This window comes from Methylocaldum sp. GT1BB, from assembly GCF_051027545.1.
Lineage (GTDB): Bacteria > Pseudomonadota > Gammaproteobacteria > Methylococcales > Methylococcaceae > Methylocaldum.
In genome coordinates this window covers 549,076-565,050 of record NZ_CP194902.1, presented here as the reverse complement: position 1 = coordinate 565,050, position 15,975 = coordinate 549,076, and the positions used below count along the sequence as shown (strand labels likewise).

The following is a 15,975-nucleotide window of genomic DNA, read 5'->3' as shown; positions in this document are numbered from 1 at the left end:
CATGAACGAGCGGTTGCGCTCATTGATCCTCCACCAAGAGGCCTTGAAGAACTGCGTGCGTTGCGCCGGGATGATCGGTCCGGTGGTGATGGGGCGCGCCGTGTTGTCGCCCGTGATCCTCATCGGCCAGGCGCCGGGCGGCAAGGAAGGGCAATTCGGAAAGCCGTTTGCGTGGACAGCGGGAAAAACCCTTTTCAAATGGTTTGCCGAGATAGGCATATCCGAAGACAATTTTCGCCGCAACGTCTACATGGCGGCCGTATGCCGCTGCTTTCCCGGCAAGAACCCGAAAGGCGGCGATCGGGTTCCGTCTCCGGAGGAGATCGATCGTTGCGCCGATTGGCTGAATGCCGAAATTCGGCTTATAAGACCCAAGCTCATTATTCCGGTCGGCAAGCTGGCGATCCGTCAAATTCTCGTCGCCGATAGACTGGATCAGGTGATCGGGCTTAGGCACGAGCTTTGTCGAGAAAGTCTAGAGATAGACGTAATACCCTTGCCTCACCCGTCCGGGGCCTCCACCTGGCACCGCCGAGAACCCGGCAAAACCCTGCTGCATAATGCGTTAAGGCTAATTCGCGAGCATCCCGCTTGGGGTGAGGTCTGTCACGGCTCGAGCGACGGCGTTTTGACATAGCGCAAAAGTTATGCACAACGGATGAGTTGTTTTTCAGTGCTTTCGGTGTACCGGCGTCAGGTTTTTGACGTTTTTGGCAAGTTTTTGATTATTTGCATGTTTTGGCCCAAGAATAAAAATCGTCAAATTAAGGAAAGATCAGGACCGGCGGGGTTTCAAAAGTGTTTTAAGACTGCATTCCACAAACTTATCCACAGGTTCTGGGAAGTTCTTCTTTTTAAGGAGTGCGACAGAATGCTTATCAATAATCAATGGAAGATCTAACAAAGGAATTCCGATGCAAACAATCAACGCTCAGGTAAGGCCGGAAGGCACTCTGGAGGTTTTGTCCAAGCTGGAAGTGGCGAAGCTGCTCGATACCAGCCAGGGCGGTCTTCACGAGCTCTTCCGGCGTTGTTCGCTGGCGGTCCTGAATTGCGGCAGCGCTGTCGATGACACCAAGCTGGTGCTCGAGCAACATAAAGACTTTGACATTCGCGTATTGCAACAGCAGCGCGGTATCAAGCTGGAGGTGCTGAACGCGCCGGCCTCGGCTTTCGTCGACGGCGAGATGATCAAAGGCATACGGGAGCATCTGTTTTCGGTGCTTAGGGATATCGTTTTCACCGGATCGGAGATCGTATCGAATTCGGCGTTCAATCTGGGCAAGTCGGAAGATATCACCAGCGCCGTTTTTCACATTCTGCGCAACGCGGGCAGCCTGATCACGAATACCTCTCCGAACTTGGTCGTATGCTGGGGAGGCCATTCGATCAGCCGGGAAGAATACGATTACACCAAGGAGGTCGGCCATGAGCTGGGGTTGCGGGGGCTCAACGTCTGTACCGGCTGCGGCCCTGGAGCCATGAAGGGGCCGATGAAAGGCGCCACGATCGGCCATTCAAAACAACGTATCTACGAGGCCCGCTACGTGGGCATTTCGGAGCCGGGAATCATCGCCGCGGAGCCTCCGAATCCCATCGTCAACGAGCTGGTCATCATGCCTGATATCGAAAAACGCCTCGAAGCGTTCGTAAGGCTCGGGCATGGCATCGTCGTCTTCCCGGGCGGGGTCGGCACGGCCGAGGAGATTCTCCACCTCTTAGGGATTCTGCTTCACCCCGACAACAAGAATTTGCCTTTTCCGGTCATTTTGACGGGGCCTGCGGAGTGCGCCGGCTATTTCGAGCTTATCGACCGGTTTATGGTTTCGACGATCGGTCGAGACGTGCGCCGATGTTATCGGATCATCGTCGACGATCCCGCCGGCGTTGCCCGGGAAATGAAAGAGGGGATCAGCCTGGTGCGGGAATTCCGGAAACAGAACGGTGACGCCTACTATTTCAACTGGCTGCTGAAGATAGAGCAGCAGTTCCAGATCCCTTTCGTACCCTCGCATCAGAATATGGCTTCATTGGAATTGCATCGACAGCAGGAGCCTCACCATCTGGCAGCCAACCTGCGCCGAGCCTTTTCCGGAATCGTGGCTGGAAACGTGAAGGCGGAAGGCATACGAACCATCGAGGAGCATGGGCCTTTCGAGCTGCGGGGGGACGCGGAGGTCTTGAAGCCTCTGGATGAGTTGTTGGCGGCGTTCGTCGCACAGGGCCGCATGAAGCTTCCGGGCGTGCGTTACGAGCCGTGTTACCGGCTGGTAGCGTAAATTTTGAGGAAAAAACGATTTAAGAGGAGTTCGAGATGTTCATTGCCATGAATCGATTCAAGATTGCTTTAGGGAAAGAGAGCGAATTCATTGCAATCTGGCGGAATCGTGAAACCTACTTGCATGAAGTTCCGGGATTCCGTGAATTTCATCTGCTTCAAGGTCCGAGCAATGAGGACTTCACGCTGTTCGCTTCCCATTCGACGTGGGAGTCGAAAGAGGCTTTCGAAGCCTGGACGCGTTCGGAGGCATTTCGCAACGCTCATGCCAGCGCGGGCGGAAGCAAGGGGCTCTACCTCGGACCGCCTCAGTTCGAGGGTTTCGAGGTCGTCCTTTAAGCGATCGGTCGAGCCCTCATGGGATCTCTAGAGCATTTTCCTGTTCGGCGTAGCGCTCCCAAGCTGCAGTAGGTCGGCAATCCTTTGCCGACACACGCGGTAGACGAGGGGCTTTGTCGGCAAAGGATTGCCGACCTACAAATTATTTTGGCCCGCATTTTGAGCAATCGGATCGCCGGATAATCCGGTACGGTGGGGCAAAGGAGTTATTTCGCCGCTTTCTGCACGATGCTGTCGATGCCTTTCTTGCGCAGGTAGGCCCTGATCTTGTCGGCATCGGCCAGAGTGGCGTACGGGCCGATTTTGACGCGGTACCAGGCCGAATTATCGATCTCGATCATTTCGATCTTGGCCTTGATCTTGATCTTGGCCAGGTCGCCCTTCAGTTGCTCGGCATTCTGTAGATTGTCGAAAGATCCTGCCTGCACCAGATAAAGCGCTGCGGTGGGTTTGCTTCCCTGGCTTTCTTCCCGCTTGATCGTTTTAATCTCGCTTTCAGGAATGATGACTTCCTTTTCGGGGAGGATCTTATAAAAAGTAAACCGGGGCTCGCGCGACTTAATCGGCTGCGGTTTCTGCTCGGGTTTTTGGGCGGCTGTTTTCTTGCCCTCGGTGTTTTGTTTCCTTTCCTGCTGGGGCTGACTCTTTTTTTCGGCTTCCGGAACCGCAGCAGCGGCTTGAGGCGCCGGCGCGGGTATGGACACGGGTTCCGGGGCCTTTGGAGGGGCCTCGCTATCGGCACCTGAGAAAACGTACACAACGAGCCCGATCGCACCAGCAATGCCGACCGCCGCTAGGCCCCAACGTCTCGGAATTTGGAGCTGGCGTTTTCGGTATCCCGGAATCCGGTGCTTATAGTCCTTGGACATGCCTTTACATTGCTTCGGGTGCGGAAACGTCCAGCAGGCTTAAACCGTTGCCGATCACCTGTCTCACCGCGGCAATCAAATTGAGCCGGGCATCCCGTAACGCGGCATCCTCCACCAGGAACTGGTGGGCGTTGTAATAAGTGTGGAATTCGTACGCCAGCTCGCGCAGATAATGCACCAGATGATGAGGCTCGTGCTGAACGGCCGATTGTTCCACAACCTCGGTATAGCGGGACAGCGTGTTGATTAATGCCAACTCGTGCGTTTCCGTCAATAGGTCCAGACGATTCATGCCGCCGGCGAGGTCGCGTTTCCAGCCTTTTTCGTCCAACTGCCTAAACACGCTGCAAATCCGCGCGTGAGCGTATTGCACGTAATAAACCGGATTTTCGTTGGTCCTCGAGGTGGCCAGCTTCAGGTCGAAATCCATATGCTGGTCGGATTTTCGCATGACATAGAAGAACCGGGCCGCGTCTTTGCCCACTTCGTTGCGAAGCTGCCGGAGCGTTACGAATTCTCCGGAGCGGGTGGACATCTGGACTTTTTCTTCCCCGCGATATAACACCGCGAACTGGACCAGCAGCACGTGGAGCCGTTCCGGGGCGCCCCCCAATGCCTTGATGGCGGCCTTGACGCGGGGAATGTAGCCGTGATGATCGGCGCCCCAGATGTTGATGATTTGATCGAAGCCGCGCTCCAGCTTGTTCAAATGATAAGCGATGTCGGATGCGAAATAGGTCATCTGACCGTTTTCTCGAACCACCACCCGGTCCTTTTCGTCCCCCAGCCGGCTCGAAGCGAACCAGGTTGCCCCGTCTTTTTCGTAGAGATAGCCCGCTTCTTGAAGCTTTTCCAGCGCACGCTCGATGGCGCCGGTATCGGCCAGGCTGCGTTCCGAAAACCACTCGTCGTAATGAACCCCGAACTCCTCCAGATCCTGGCGAATGTCGTCGAGGATGCTGTCGAGGCCGGCGTCGAACACGATTCGGTAATCGTCGGCGCCGAGCAGCGACTTGGCCCTTGCCACCAGCGCATCGATATGAACTTCCTTATCGCCGCCCTGGGGCTCGTCCGGTGGAATGTCCGCCATGACTTCGGCGGTCGGGCGCCGGTATTTCTCCCCGACTCGCTTGTGCAGATCCCAGGCAATCGTCCGAACGTATTCGCCGCGATAACCGTTGCTCGGGAAGGTCAGCACCTCGCCGCATTCTTCCAGGTAGCGGAGCCACACGCTGGCGGCCAGAATATCCATCTGCCGGCCGGCATCATTGACGTAGTACTCCCGGTGTACCTCGAATCCGGCGGCAGCAAGCAGGTTCGCCACCACGGCGCCGTAGGCCGCGCCGCGCCCGTGTCCCACATGCAAGGGGCCGGTCGGATTGGCCGAGACGAATTCCACCTGAACTTTGCGGCCGGCGCCGACGGCGGTCTTGCCGAACTCGTGCCCGGCTTCGTGAATATCGGCGACGATTCGATGTTGAGCCTTGGGATCGATGAAGAAATTGATGAATCCGGGGCCTGCGACCTCCAGCTTGGCGACGATGCCGTCATGGGGCAGTGCCGCCACGATTTTTTCCGCCAACTGTCGGGGATTGCATTTGGCGGCCTTTGCCAGGGTCATTGCGAGATTGGAGGCGAAATCGCCGTGCTGCGCATCGCGCGCACGCTCCACCATAATGGTCGGATCGATATCGGGAGGTAGCTCGCCATTCGCTTTCAATGCGGAAACGGCGCCATGCAGCAGATTCTCCAGACGTTTTTTCATGCGGGGAATGGTTAGGACGGGAAAAATGAGCGGCTATTATCCTAAAATCGCGGACGTGCTTGCAACGCAGCGACTGCCAAGGGCCTGTGAATGCCGCATGGTCGCCTTCCTGTCGCTCGTCTTCCTGGCTCAGCCCCAAACGCCGTTCGTCCCGAATGGTTTTTCGGAACTATGTATTTCTACTTATAGGCCGGTTGCGGCCGGTCCGATTAATCTGCGGGCAAGTTGATCGCCCTTGCAGTCCGCTGCAGCACATCCGGAGGAGTGGCATGAATGCCGATCTGGTGCAGGCATCGAATCTTTGGCCGTTCATCGCTTATATCGCGGCGATCATGGTCGTAATCGCGGCGATGTTGGTGATCCCCCGTTTTCTTGCCCGGCCCAGTCGCGGACGCGCGACCGGCGAGCCTTTTGAATCCGGCGTCGTGCCAGTAGGCGATATTCATGTGCGCCTCACCATACGGTTTTATCCGGTCGCCATCTTTTTCGTGATCTTCGACCTGGAAGCCGTTTTTATCCTCGCTTGGGCCGTCGCCTTTCGCGAGGCCGGGTGGATCGGGTACATCGAAATGCTGGTGTTCATCGGCATTTTGCTGGCCGCTCTGGTTTATCTCTGGCGGATCGGCGCTCTGGATTGGCGTGCCGAGCGGCAGAAATTGCAGGATGCCCGACTACAAATTTAAGGGGAGTACGGGATGGAGTGGACTCTTACCAAAGCCGATTCCGACCCAGCGCCCCGCCCCGGCGAGCGCGTCAGCGAGGAAGCCATGCGCCGCAACCTGCTCATGGCGAAGTTGGAGGACCTGATCGCCTGGGGTCGAGCGAATTCCGTCTGGCCTTTCAATTTCGGGCTTTCCTGTTGCTACGTCGAAATGGCCACCGCTTTCACGAGCCGTTACGATATCGCCCGCTTCGGTTCCGAGGTGATCCGGGCAAGCCCGCGGCAAGCGGACCTGATCGTGATTTCCGGCACGGTCTTCATGAAAATGGCTCCGGTCATCAAGCGTCTCTACGAGCAGTTGCTGGAGCCGCGCTGGGTGATTTCCATGGGGTCGTGCGCCAATTCGGGCGGGATGTACGATGTTTACAGTGTGGTTCAGGGTGTGGACAAATTTTTGCCGGTCGACGTGTATGTGCCGGGCTGCCCGCCGCGTCCGGACGCCTTGCTCGAAGGTCTGATCCTGCTGCAGGAGTCGATCGGAAAAGAGAGACGGCCCCTAGGCTGGACGGTCGGCGAAGGCGGTGTTCAGAAAGCGCCGATCAAAAGCTTCCGAGACCTCAAGACTCCGGAGCGCATGAGGGCCACCGAGTTGCGCAGTCCGGATCGCCTTTAAGGTATTTAGGATGACTTTTACCACGACGGCAGGCAGCGCGACAACGACGGAAAGGCCGAAGACCGGCGCTATCGTCGGCGAACTCCGGCGCCGTTTCGGGGATGACGAATTTACCGTTCAATCCACCTATGACGGCATTCCAACCCTTTGGGTAAGCAAGGACCGTTTCGTCGATTGTCTGACTTATCTGAAGCGCGAGACCGAGCGGCCATACCCCATGCTGTTCGATCTCACCGCGGTGGACGAGCGCCTGCGCCAATACCGGGATGGGCTCCCGGCCAGCGAATTCACGCTGGTCTATCATCTTTTGTCTTTCGATCGGAACGAGGATATCCGTCTCAAGGTCGCCTTGGCCAATGGCGGTTTGAGCGTGCCGAGCATCGCCTCGCTTTGGCCCAACGCCAACTGGTACGAGCGCGAAGTCTACGACATGTTCGGGATTCGCTTCGAAGGCCATCCGAATCTCCGCCGTATCCTGATGCCGCCCACCTGGAAAGGGTATCCGCTGCGCAAGGACCATCCGGCGCGGGCCACCGAGATGGGGCGGTTCTCGTTGCCCGAGCAAAAGCAGGAGGCGGAGCAGGAGGCCTTGCGGTTTGTGCCCGAGGAATGGGGCATGAAACGGCAGAAGAACAGCAGCGATTTTCTGTTTCTCAATCTCGGCCCTAACCACCCCAGCGTGCACGGGGTATTCCGCATCGCCCTGCAGCTCGACGGCGAGGAAATAGTCGATGCCGTGCCGGATATCGGCTATCACCATCGTGCCGCGGAAAAGATGGGCGAACGCCAGTCCTGGCATACCTACATCCCTTATACCGACCGGGTGGATTATCTCGGCGGCTCGCTGAACAACCTGCCTTACGTCATGGCGCTGGAACAAATGGCCGGCATCGAGGTGCCGCCCAGGGCGCAGACAATCCGGGTGATGATCTCGGAGTTTTACCGGATCAACAATCACCTCTTGTTTTACGGCACCTTCGCACAGGACGTCGGACAACTATCGCCGGTTTTCTACATGTTCGTCGATCGCGAGAGGGTCTTCGAAATCATCGAAGCCATTACCGGTGGGCGCATGCACTCCAGCTTTTTTCGCATCGGCGGCACGGCGATGGATTTGCCCGAGGGCTGGGACAAGAAGGTGCGGGAATTCGTCGACTATTTTCCGAAACGGCTGGCGCACTACGACAAGATGGTGCTGGCGAACAGCATCCTCAAGCGGCGCACCCAGGGCATCGGCGTTTACGACACGAAAGAGGCGATCGACTGGGGCGCTACCGGACCGGGGTTAAGGGCCACAGGTCTCGCCTGGGACTACCGCAAGGCGCGTCCCTATTCCGGCTACGAAAATTTCGAATTCGAGGTCCCGTCGGGGAAAAACGGGGACTGCTACGACCGGTGCCTGGTGCGGGTCGAAGAAATGCGGCAGAGCTTAAGAATAATCGAGCAATGCCTGAACAACATGCCATCGGGCCCCTACAAGGCGTTTCATCCGTTGACGACTCCACCGCCGAAAGCGCGGACCATGCACGACATCGAGACGCTGATCCAGCACTTTCTGAACGTCAGCTGGGGGCCGGTAATCCCGGCCGGGGAGGGCTCCGCCTGCGTGGAAGGGACCAAGGGGCTGTATCGCTATTACCTGACGAGCGACGGCAACACGACGTCCTACCGTACCCGCGTCCGTACCGCCTCGTTCCCCCATCTTCAGATGATTCCACTGATGTCGCGCGGCCTCATGATCGCCGATCTCATCGCGATCCTGGGGAGCATCGATTTCGTGATGTCGGATGTGGATAGGTGAGGGGGATATGACGTTTCTAAATGGCTTGTTTGCGGAGGTTGAGGATGTCGGTCTAGCCAGCGGGTTTGGGGTAGTGGCAGCTGGTGCTGCCGGTGATTTTAGATGCGGGTCTCGCCCCGCGGGCGAGTTACTTTTGCAAACCCCATCCATGGGGTTTGCCCTTTGGGCCCGCCTTCGGCGGTCCAAACTCGCTCCCGGCGAGTTTGTCTTTGCTTGCCCAAAGACAAATTTGTCGGGAACAAATTTGGACGCGCGAAGTGCGCCCGAAGGATTTGCGCCAGGACAGGCGCAAATCCAAAGTAACCAAAAGAAACGGCGCCCGAGCGGCATGCTTTTCCTGCGCTTCTCGCTTTGGCGCTGGGGCGACAGAAGGAGCTTCCCTGCTCCTCTGTCGCCGCGCGTCTTCCTGACGCGCCCCTTCGGGCATTCCAGCGCCAAAGCTTGCGATGCTCGGGCATGCCGCACGGGACAAAAATAGCAATATCCCGTATGACGCACCTGAGCATCGCAGTCCTGGACCGGAAAAGCCCGAAGGGGTGCGCAAAGGATTGCGCACGTGTCCCGAGGGACATGGAAGTCCCTTCGGGACGCCCCGCGGCCAGGACGAGAAGCGCAGGAAAAGTGCGTCATCCGGGCGGCGTTTTCTTTGGTTACTTTCTTTTGGCCGAACAAAAGAAAGTAACCCGCGTGCGGGGCGGTTCCCCGCATCAAAAAATGATTTTTCGGGTTCTCTTATGAACGAAGCCCGCATCTTGAGCGAACAGGAAACCGCCGAAATCCTCGCGGCCGCGGGTCATTATCCCGATAAATCCGCCGCTTCCGTCGAGGCGCTCAAGATCGTGCAGAAATATCGCGGCTGGGTGTCGGATGAAGCGTTGAAAACCGTTGCCGGGCTCTTGGAGATGTCGCCGGACGAACTGGATGGGGTGGCGACGTTTTACAACCTGATCTTTCGAAGGCCGGTCGGCGAAAACGTCATTCTTTGTTGCGACAGCGTGAGCTGCTGGATGCTGGGGGCCGATAGAATCCGTGGGCATCTATCCGAAAGGCTGGGCATCGGCTTGGGCGAAACCACGACGGACGGACGTTACACGCTGCTGCCGATCGTCTGTCTCGGCGCATGCGATCGCGCGCCGGTGCTGATGGTCGGCGAAGAGCTTTACGAAGACGTGGACGAATCGAAAATCGATGAGCTATTAAAAAGGAACGGCCAGACATGGACAGACCGCTGACGCAGAACATCAAGCCCGATCTCTCGCCGGTGACGCTGGACGATTACCGCCGCGCCGGTGGCTATGAGGGCTTGGCCAAAGCCTTGAAAGAAATGGCGCCTGCGGACGTGATCGGGGCGGTCAAGGATTCCGGGTTGCGCGGGCGCGGCGGTGCCGGGTTTCCCACCGGCGTCAAGTGGAGCCTGGTGCCGCAGGGCGAGTCGGCGGAGCAGAAATATGTGGTGGTGAACGCCGACGAAATGGAGCCGGGCACTTTCAAGGATCGCCTGCTGATGGAGGCCGACCCGCACCAGCTCATAGAAGGCGTGGTCATCGCCGCCTATGCCGTGCAGGCCGATACGGCCTATATCTTTCTCCGGGGCGAATACCATCTTTCCGCGAGCCGGCTTGAGCAAGCCTTGGGGGAAGCGCGTAGCGCCGGCTATCTCGGCAAAAACATTCTGGGCTCGGACTTCGATCTGGAGATACATCTTCATACCAGCGCGGGGCGCTACATCTGCGGCGAAGAGACCGCGCTCCTGAATTCGCTCGAAGGCAAGCGCGCAATACCGCGCGCCAAGCCGCCGTTTCCCCAGATCAGCGGACTGTGGGGCCGTCCGACGGTCGTCAACAATGTCGAGACCTTTTGCAACGTGCCCCATATCATCCGCAACGGCGTGGATTGGTACCGGGGATTGGGCCGGGGCGAGGATGCCGGCACCAAGCTGTTCGGCGCGAGCGGTCGGGTCAAGAAGCCGGGGTTGTGGGAACTGCCCATGGGCACGCCGATCCGGGTACTGATCGAGGAGTGCGCCGGCGGCATGCAGGAGGGGTATACGCTGCGAGGGTTCCTGCCCGGCGGCGCATCCACGGATTTTCTGCTGCCCGAGCACTTGGATCTGCCCATGGATTTCGACGCGATGATGAAAGCCGGCAGCCGGCTCGGCACCGGCACCATGATCGTGCTGGACGATCAGACCTGTCCGGTGCGAATGGTGCTCAACCTGGAGCGGTTTTTCGCGCAGGAATCCTGCGGTTGGTGTACCCCCTGTCGGGATGGGCTGCCTTGGGTCGTCGAACTCCTCGAAGGCCTTTTGGCCGGACGTGGCCGGCCGGAGGACCTGGACCAACTCGAACAGCTCGCGCGCCTGATGGGACCCGGCAATACCTTTTGCGCGCTCGCGCCCGGGGCCGCCGAGCCGTTACAGAGCGCATTGAAATATTTCCGGGCCGATTTCGAACGCTATTTGAAACCGGCATCGACTGCAAGGGTGGCCTGATAGGATTCAATCCATGGCAAAAATCACGGTAGAAGGCCAGACCTACGACGTAAAAGCGGGAGACAATCTGCTCAAGACCTGCTTGTCGTTGGGGCTAGATTTGCCGTACTTCTGCTGGCATCCGGCCCTCGGGTCCGTGGGCGCCTGCCGGCAATGCGCGGTCGTGCAGTACAAGGACGAGAGCGACGCCCAGGGGCGGCTGGTCATGGCCTGCATGACCCCGGTGACCGAGGGCCTCCGCGTGTCCCTCGAAGCTCCTCAGGCACGGGAGTTCCGCGCCGGAGTCATCGAGTTCCTGATGACCAATCATCCTCACGATTGTCCGGTGTGCGAGGAGGGCGGCGAGTGCCATCTCCAGGACATGACGGTCATGACCGGGCATACCTTTCGTCGCTATCGCGGCTTGAAGCGCACACACCGAAACCAGTATCTGGGACCGTTCATCAATCACGAGATGAACCGCTGCATCGCCTGTTACCGCTGCGTTAGGGTTTACCGCGACTACGCCGGAGGCAAGGACCTCGACGTGTTTGCATCCCGCAACAACGTCTATTTCGGGCGCTTCGAGAACGGCGTTCTGGAAAACGAGTTCAGCGGCAATCTGGTCGAGGTCTGTCCCACCGGAGTTTTCACCGATCGGACGTTCAGCCAGCATTACGTCCGGAAGTGGGATCTACAGCATGCGCCCTCGATTTGCGTGCACTGCGGGGTGGGATGCAATACCAGCCCCGGCGAACGCTACGGAACGCTTAGGCGCATCGTCAATCGCTATAACGGAGAGGTGAACGGCTATTTTCTCTGCGATCGGGGCCGCTTCGGCTATGGATTCGTCAATAGCGAGCGGCGCATACGCCAGCCGATGCTTCGCGGAGAGCCGGTCTCCGGGGAGACCGCGCTGGCCCATTTTCAAGGCTTGCTGGGCGGTCACACGATCGGAATCGGCTCTCCCCGCGCCTCGTTGGAAGTCAACTTCGCCCTGCGGGAACTGGTCGGCGCCGAGCATTTTTACGCCGGTTTTGCCCAGGGGGAGGCATCGCTGGCAGCGGCCATACTGGACGTGCTGAGACATTGGCCGGTCCATAATCCGTCGCTGCGGGAGGTGGAGCAGGCGGACGCCGTCTTGATCCTGGGCGAAGACGTGGCGAATACCGCGCCGCGTGTGGCGCTCGCGTTGCGCCAGGCGGTTCGGAACCGCGCTTTCGAACGCGCCGACCGGCTCAAGATACCGCGCTGGCAAGATGCCGCCGTAAGAGAGGCGGCTCAAGGCGAGAAGAGCCCGCTGTTCGTCGTAGCGCCTAACGCTACCCGGCTGGACGACATAGCGGAAGCGATCTGCCGGGGAACGCCGGAAGACATCGCGCGGCTGGGCCTGGCTATCGCCAACCGGATCGATGCCAGCGCGCCGGCGGTGGCCGACCTTTCCCAAGAGGACGAACATCTGGCGGAACTCATCGGCGATACCCTCACTGCCGCGGCGCATCCGCTCATCGTCTCGGGCACCGGTTGCGGCAGTCTCTCCGTGGTCCGGGCGGCGGCCAATATCGCCTTAGCCTTGAGCAACCGGCGAGAAGGAAGGGCTGTCGATCTGTGCTATGTCGTGCCGGAATGCAATACGCTCGGATTGGCGATGATGGACGAGCGCAGCGTCAAGGACGCCTTCGCCGCGGCGAAGACCCGAGACTTGAACACCGTGATCGTGCTGGAGAACGATCTTTACCGGCGGGCGGACGCCGGGGCCGTGGACAGCTTTTTCAACGGCACGCGGCATGTGGTGGTGATCGATCATATTCGCCACGGCACCGCGGCCAAGGCCCAATTGCTTCTTCCGGGAAGCACGTTTGCGGAAACCGAGGGCACTCTGGTCAGCCTCGAGGGGCGGGCGCAACGTTTTTATTCCGTCATGCCGGGCAGCGGCGAAATCCGCGACAGCTGGCGCTGGCTGGCCGATGCCGCAGCGAAACGCTGGTCGAACATCGATGCGCTTACCGCCGCTTGTGCCGCGGCTCTGCCGGAATTCGGGCCGATCCGGAACGCCGCTCCGCCGGCGGGTTTTCGTGTCGAGGGCGAAAAGGTCCCGCGCGAACCCCATCGCTATAGCGGACGGACCGCGATGTTTGCAAACCGGGAAATCCATGAACCCAAGCCGCCCGACGACCCCGATTCGGCTTTGGCGTTTTCCATGGAAGGCGCAAGTGTCGACGTGCCGCCGGCATTATTGCCATTCGTCTGGGCGCCAGGTTGGAATTCGCATCAGCAGGCCGTCAACAAATTTCAGGACGAGGTGGGCGGGGCTTTGCGAGGCGGCGATCCCGGGGTGAGGCTTTTCGAGTCGCCGGAAACGGCGGAGCCCCGCTGGTTCGACGAAGTGCCCTACCGTCTACGCGACGAAGCCCGTTGGCGGGCCATCCCGCTTTACCACGTTTTCGGCAGCGAGGAGCTGAGCGCGCTATCGCCGCCATTGGCGGAGCGGGTGCCGGCAGCCTATGCCGCGCTGCACCCGGAGGATGCGGAAAAATTGGGCGTCGGCGAGACCCTGGCGGTGCGGCTGAACGAGCGCGTCGTGCGTTTGCCGCTGAGGCTGGAATCGTCCTTACCGAGAGGCGCCGTGGGCATCTCCGCCGGCCTTGCCGGTCTGTTCCGTAGCGATCTTCCGGCATGGATCGCCATCGAAAAAGAAGGGGAGAGGCCATGACGCTGGGGTCGCCGTTCGATATCGCCGGCATTCTCGGGGCGTTGATCACCGTGGCGGCGCTCTTGATCTGGGTCGAACGCCGGCTGCTCGCCATCTGGCAAGACCGTCTGGGCCCCAATCGCGTGGGACCTCTGGGACTGTTCCAGGTCGTCGCCGATATGCTCAAGATCCTGAGCAAGGAAGACTGGATTCCGCCCTTCGCCGACAAGCCGGTATTCGTGCTCGCTCCGGTCGTGATCATGGGATGCATGCTGGCCGCTTTCGCGGTGATTCCGATCGCGCCGGACATCGGAATCATCGATTTCGACTTCGATTTGCTTTATGTGCTGGCGGTCCTGGCGCTGTCGGTGTACAGCGTGGTTCTGGCCGGTTATGCGTCCAACAGCAAATACTCGCTGATCGGTTCCCTGAGGGCTACGGCGCAGGCCATCAGTTACGAGGTATTTCTGGCGATGTCCGCGTTGGGGGTCGTCATGCTGGCCGGAACCTTCGATTTGCGCGCCATCGTGGAAGCGCAAAGGGACGGATGGTTCGTGGTGCCGCAATTTCTGGGATTCATCCTGTTCTTTATCGGGGTTCTCGCGGAAACTCACCGCACCCCGTTCGATCTGCCGGAAGCGGAAAACGAGCTGGTGGCCGGCTATCACACCGAATATTCCGGCATGAAGTTCGGCATGTTCTTCGTCGGCGAGTACATCGGCGTTACCCTCGGGGCGGCCCTGATCGTCACTCTGTTCTTCGGCGGCTGGTTGGGGCCGGTCTTGCCGCCCCTGGCTTGGTTCACGATCAAGACCGCCGTCTTTATCCTGCTGTTCATTCTGGTGCGCGGTTCCCTGCCGAGACCGCGCTATGACCAGCTCATGTCGTTCGGGTGGCTGGTGATGCTGCCGCTGTCGTTCCTGAATTTACTGGTTACCGGAGCCGTCATCCTATGGCGATAGGGCATCGGAGGAACGAAAAGCTGGCTTCGCCTGTATCACCCATGGCTGTGGGTGAGCCGTCATGTTGAAGGACTTCTTGACTCAGTTCCAGACGCTATGGACTGTGTTCCAGCATACGTTCACCAAGGCGGACACCGTGCAATATCCCGAGGAGAAGCCGGCCCTGGCCCCGCGCTATCGCGGACGAATCGTGCTGACCCGCGACCCCGACGGGGAGGAACGCTGCGTGGCCTGCAACCTGTGTGCGGTGGCATGTCCCGTGGACTGCATCGCCCTGCAGAAGACCCAGGACGAATACGGCCGCTGGTATCCGGAGTTCTTCCGCATCAACTTTTCCCGCTGTATCTACTGCGGGTTTTGCGAGGAGGCCTGTCCGACCTACGCCATTCAATTGACGCCGGACATGGAGATGAGCGAGTACGACCGCCGCAACATGGTTTATGAGAAGGAGCATCTTTTGATCGACGGGACCGGCAAATATCACGATTACAACTTCTACCGCGTCGCCGGGAAAAGCGTGGCCGGAAAAGATAAGGGCGAGGCCGAGAACGAGGCGCCGCCGGTGGACGTCCGGAGTCTGTTGCCTTAGGAGAACGACCCCATGCTGTATGTCCTGTTTTATTCCTCCGCCTTGATCAGCGTGATTTCCACGCTGCTGGTGATCGTTTCGCTCAACGCGGTGCACGCCCTGTTGTACGTGATTTTGTCCCTGCTGGCTTCGGGCGTCGTGTTCTTTCTCATGGGGGCGTACTATGGAGCGATGCTCCAGATCATCGTTCACATCGGGGCGATCATGATGCTGTTCCTGTTCGTGGTGATGATGCTGAATCTGGGGCGGCGAACCCTGGAGCAGGAGAGAAAGTGGCTGCCGCCTGCCGCGTGGCGGTGGCCGTCCGCGATGGCGGCGGTGCTACTGACCGAGCTGATCTTCGTCCTGATGCAGGAAGAGCGGGCCGCGCTCGGCCATATCGTCGCATCCAAGGAGGTGGGCATTCGGCTGCTCGGACCTTATGTGCTGGCAGTGGAATTGGCGTCCATGCTTCTCCTGGCCGGATTGGTCGGGGCTTATCACTTGACCCGGCAGGAGGTGAAGAAATGAACGGAACCATTCCCGAGGCACACGGACTGCTGTTGGCGGCCGTCCTTTTCGCGCTGGGGCTCACCGGCGTTCTGGTGCGGCGCAACCTGATCTTCATGCTGATCTCCCTGGAAATCATGCTGAATTCGACGGGGCTCGCTTTCATCGTCGCCGGCTCGCGCTGGAATCAGGCGGACGGGCAAATCATGTTCCTGCTGGTGCTTGCGATGGCGGCGGCGGAAGTAGGCGTGGCCATGGGCTTGGTGACGCAGATTTATCATCGGTTCGAGACCTTGGATGTGGACGCTTTGAGCCGGATGAAAGGTTGAGTGCCGCTGCCGTGAAACCGATCGGCTGGATGGATCAAAAACATCGACGCCGTGAAGG

Annotated in this window: 15 protein-coding genes; 13 read left to right on the top strand and 2 right to left on the bottom strand. The window is 59.3% G+C overall.

Annotated elements, in window-relative coordinates:
• Nucleotide 1 precedes the first annotated feature (1 nt).
• From ACR2TX_RS03780 to ACR2TX_RS03770, 3 genes are all read left to right on the top strand, one after another.
• On the top strand, nt 2-637 hold the full coding sequence (locus tag ACR2TX_RS03780) for a uracil-DNA glycosylase family protein (protein WP_240506855.1): 636 nt from the start codon (nt 2-4) through the stop codon (nt 635-637).
• Nucleotides 638-914: 277 nt separating this feature from the next.
• Nucleotides 915-2,279 carry a nucleotide 5'-monophosphate nucleosidase PpnN gene (gene ppnN / locus ACR2TX_RS03775; RefSeq protein WP_086133656.1) on the top strand — a complete coding sequence of 455 codons (1,365 nt, stop codon included), beginning with the start codon at nt 915-917 and terminating at the stop codon, nt 2,277-2,279.
• 35 nt (nt 2,280-2,314) lie between these two features.
• Nucleotides 2,315-2,617 (top strand): antibiotic biosynthesis monooxygenase family protein, encoded by a 303-nt coding sequence (locus tag ACR2TX_RS03770; protein WP_086133655.1) that lies wholly within the window; start codon nt 2,315-2,317, stop codon nt 2,615-2,617.
• A gap of 206 nt (nt 2,618-2,823) precedes the next feature.
• Here the strand turns inward: ACR2TX_RS03770 and ACR2TX_RS03765 are convergent, their stop codons facing one another.
• Entirely contained in the window at nt 2,824-3,321 is a 498-nt protein-coding gene (locus tag ACR2TX_RS03765) for an SPOR domain-containing protein (RefSeq protein ID WP_240502602.1), read from the bottom strand.
• Nucleotides 3,322-3,490: 169 nt separating this feature from the next.
• Nucleotides 3,491-5,251: an arginine--tRNA ligase gene (argS, locus tag ACR2TX_RS03760; protein WP_086133654.1), complete on the bottom strand. Its 1,761-nt coding sequence runs from the start codon at nt 5,249-5,251 to the stop codon at nt 3,491-3,493.
• 269 nt (nt 5,252-5,520) lie between these two features.
• On the opposite strand from argS, the gene ndhC reads away from it, so the two are divergent.
• The 10 genes from ndhC to nuoK all read left to right on the top strand — a co-directional run bounded on the left by ndhC (nt 5,521) and on the right by nuoK (nt 15,917).
• Nucleotides 5,521-5,934 (top strand): NADH-quinone oxidoreductase subunit A, encoded by a 414-nt coding sequence (gene ndhC, locus ACR2TX_RS03755; protein WP_434131253.1) that lies wholly within the window; start codon nt 5,521-5,523, stop codon nt 5,932-5,934.
• Nucleotides 5,935-5,946: 12 nt separating this feature from the next.
• Complete coding sequence (locus ACR2TX_RS03750) at nt 5,947-6,585, top strand: NADH-quinone oxidoreductase subunit B (RefSeq protein ID WP_077731741.1); 639 nt, start codon at nt 5,947-5,949, stop codon at nt 6,583-6,585.
• Nucleotides 6,586-6,595: 10 nt separating this feature from the next.
• Nucleotides 6,596-8,386, top strand: coding sequence for an NADH-quinone oxidoreductase subunit C/D (nuoC, locus tag ACR2TX_RS03745; protein ID WP_086133653.1), 1,791 nt, complete (start codon nt 6,596-6,598; stop codon nt 8,384-8,386).
• Between the two features lie 734 nt (nt 8,387-9,120).
• A complete protein-coding gene (nuoE, locus tag ACR2TX_RS03740) occupies nt 9,121-9,618 on the top strand; it encodes an NADH-quinone oxidoreductase subunit NuoE (RefSeq protein WP_086133652.1) in 498 nt (165 codons plus the stop codon).
• Nucleotides 9,603-10,877 (top strand): NADH-quinone oxidoreductase subunit NuoF, encoded by a 1,275-nt coding sequence (nuoF, locus tag ACR2TX_RS03735; protein ID WP_434131250.1) that lies wholly within the window; start codon nt 9,603-9,605, stop codon nt 10,875-10,877. The genes nuoE and nuoF overlap by 16 nt, the downstream gene beginning before the upstream one ends.
• 13 nt (nt 10,878-10,890) lie before the next feature.
• On the top strand, nt 10,891-13,569 hold the full coding sequence (nuoG, locus tag ACR2TX_RS03730; RefSeq protein ID WP_434131248.1) for an NADH-quinone oxidoreductase subunit NuoG: 2,679 nt from the start codon (nt 10,891-10,893) through the stop codon (nt 13,567-13,569).
• Nucleotides 13,566-14,510 (top strand): NADH-quinone oxidoreductase subunit NuoH, encoded by a 945-nt coding sequence (nuoH, locus tag ACR2TX_RS03725; protein ID WP_077731735.1) that lies wholly within the window; start codon nt 13,566-13,568, stop codon nt 14,508-14,510. The genes nuoG and nuoH overlap by 4 nt, the downstream gene beginning before the upstream one ends.
• Nucleotides 14,511-14,571: 61 nt before the next feature.
• Nucleotides 14,572-15,099, top strand: a complete 528-nt coding sequence (gene nuoI / locus ACR2TX_RS03720) for an NADH-quinone oxidoreductase subunit NuoI (protein WP_077731734.1) — start codon at nt 14,572-14,574, stop codon at nt 15,097-15,099.
• A gap of 12 nt (nt 15,100-15,111) precedes the next feature.
• Nucleotides 15,112-15,609 carry an NADH-quinone oxidoreductase subunit J gene (gene nuoJ / locus ACR2TX_RS03715; protein WP_077731733.1) on the top strand — a complete coding sequence of 166 codons (498 nt, stop codon included), beginning with the start codon at nt 15,112-15,114 and terminating at the stop codon, nt 15,607-15,609.
• Complete coding sequence (nuoK, locus tag ACR2TX_RS03710; protein ID WP_077731732.1) at nt 15,606-15,917, top strand: NADH-quinone oxidoreductase subunit NuoK; 312 nt, start codon at nt 15,606-15,608, stop codon at nt 15,915-15,917. Before nuoJ ends, nuoK begins: the two co-directional genes overlap by 4 nt.
• The last annotated feature ends 58 nt before the right edge of the window (nt 15,918-15,975 follow it).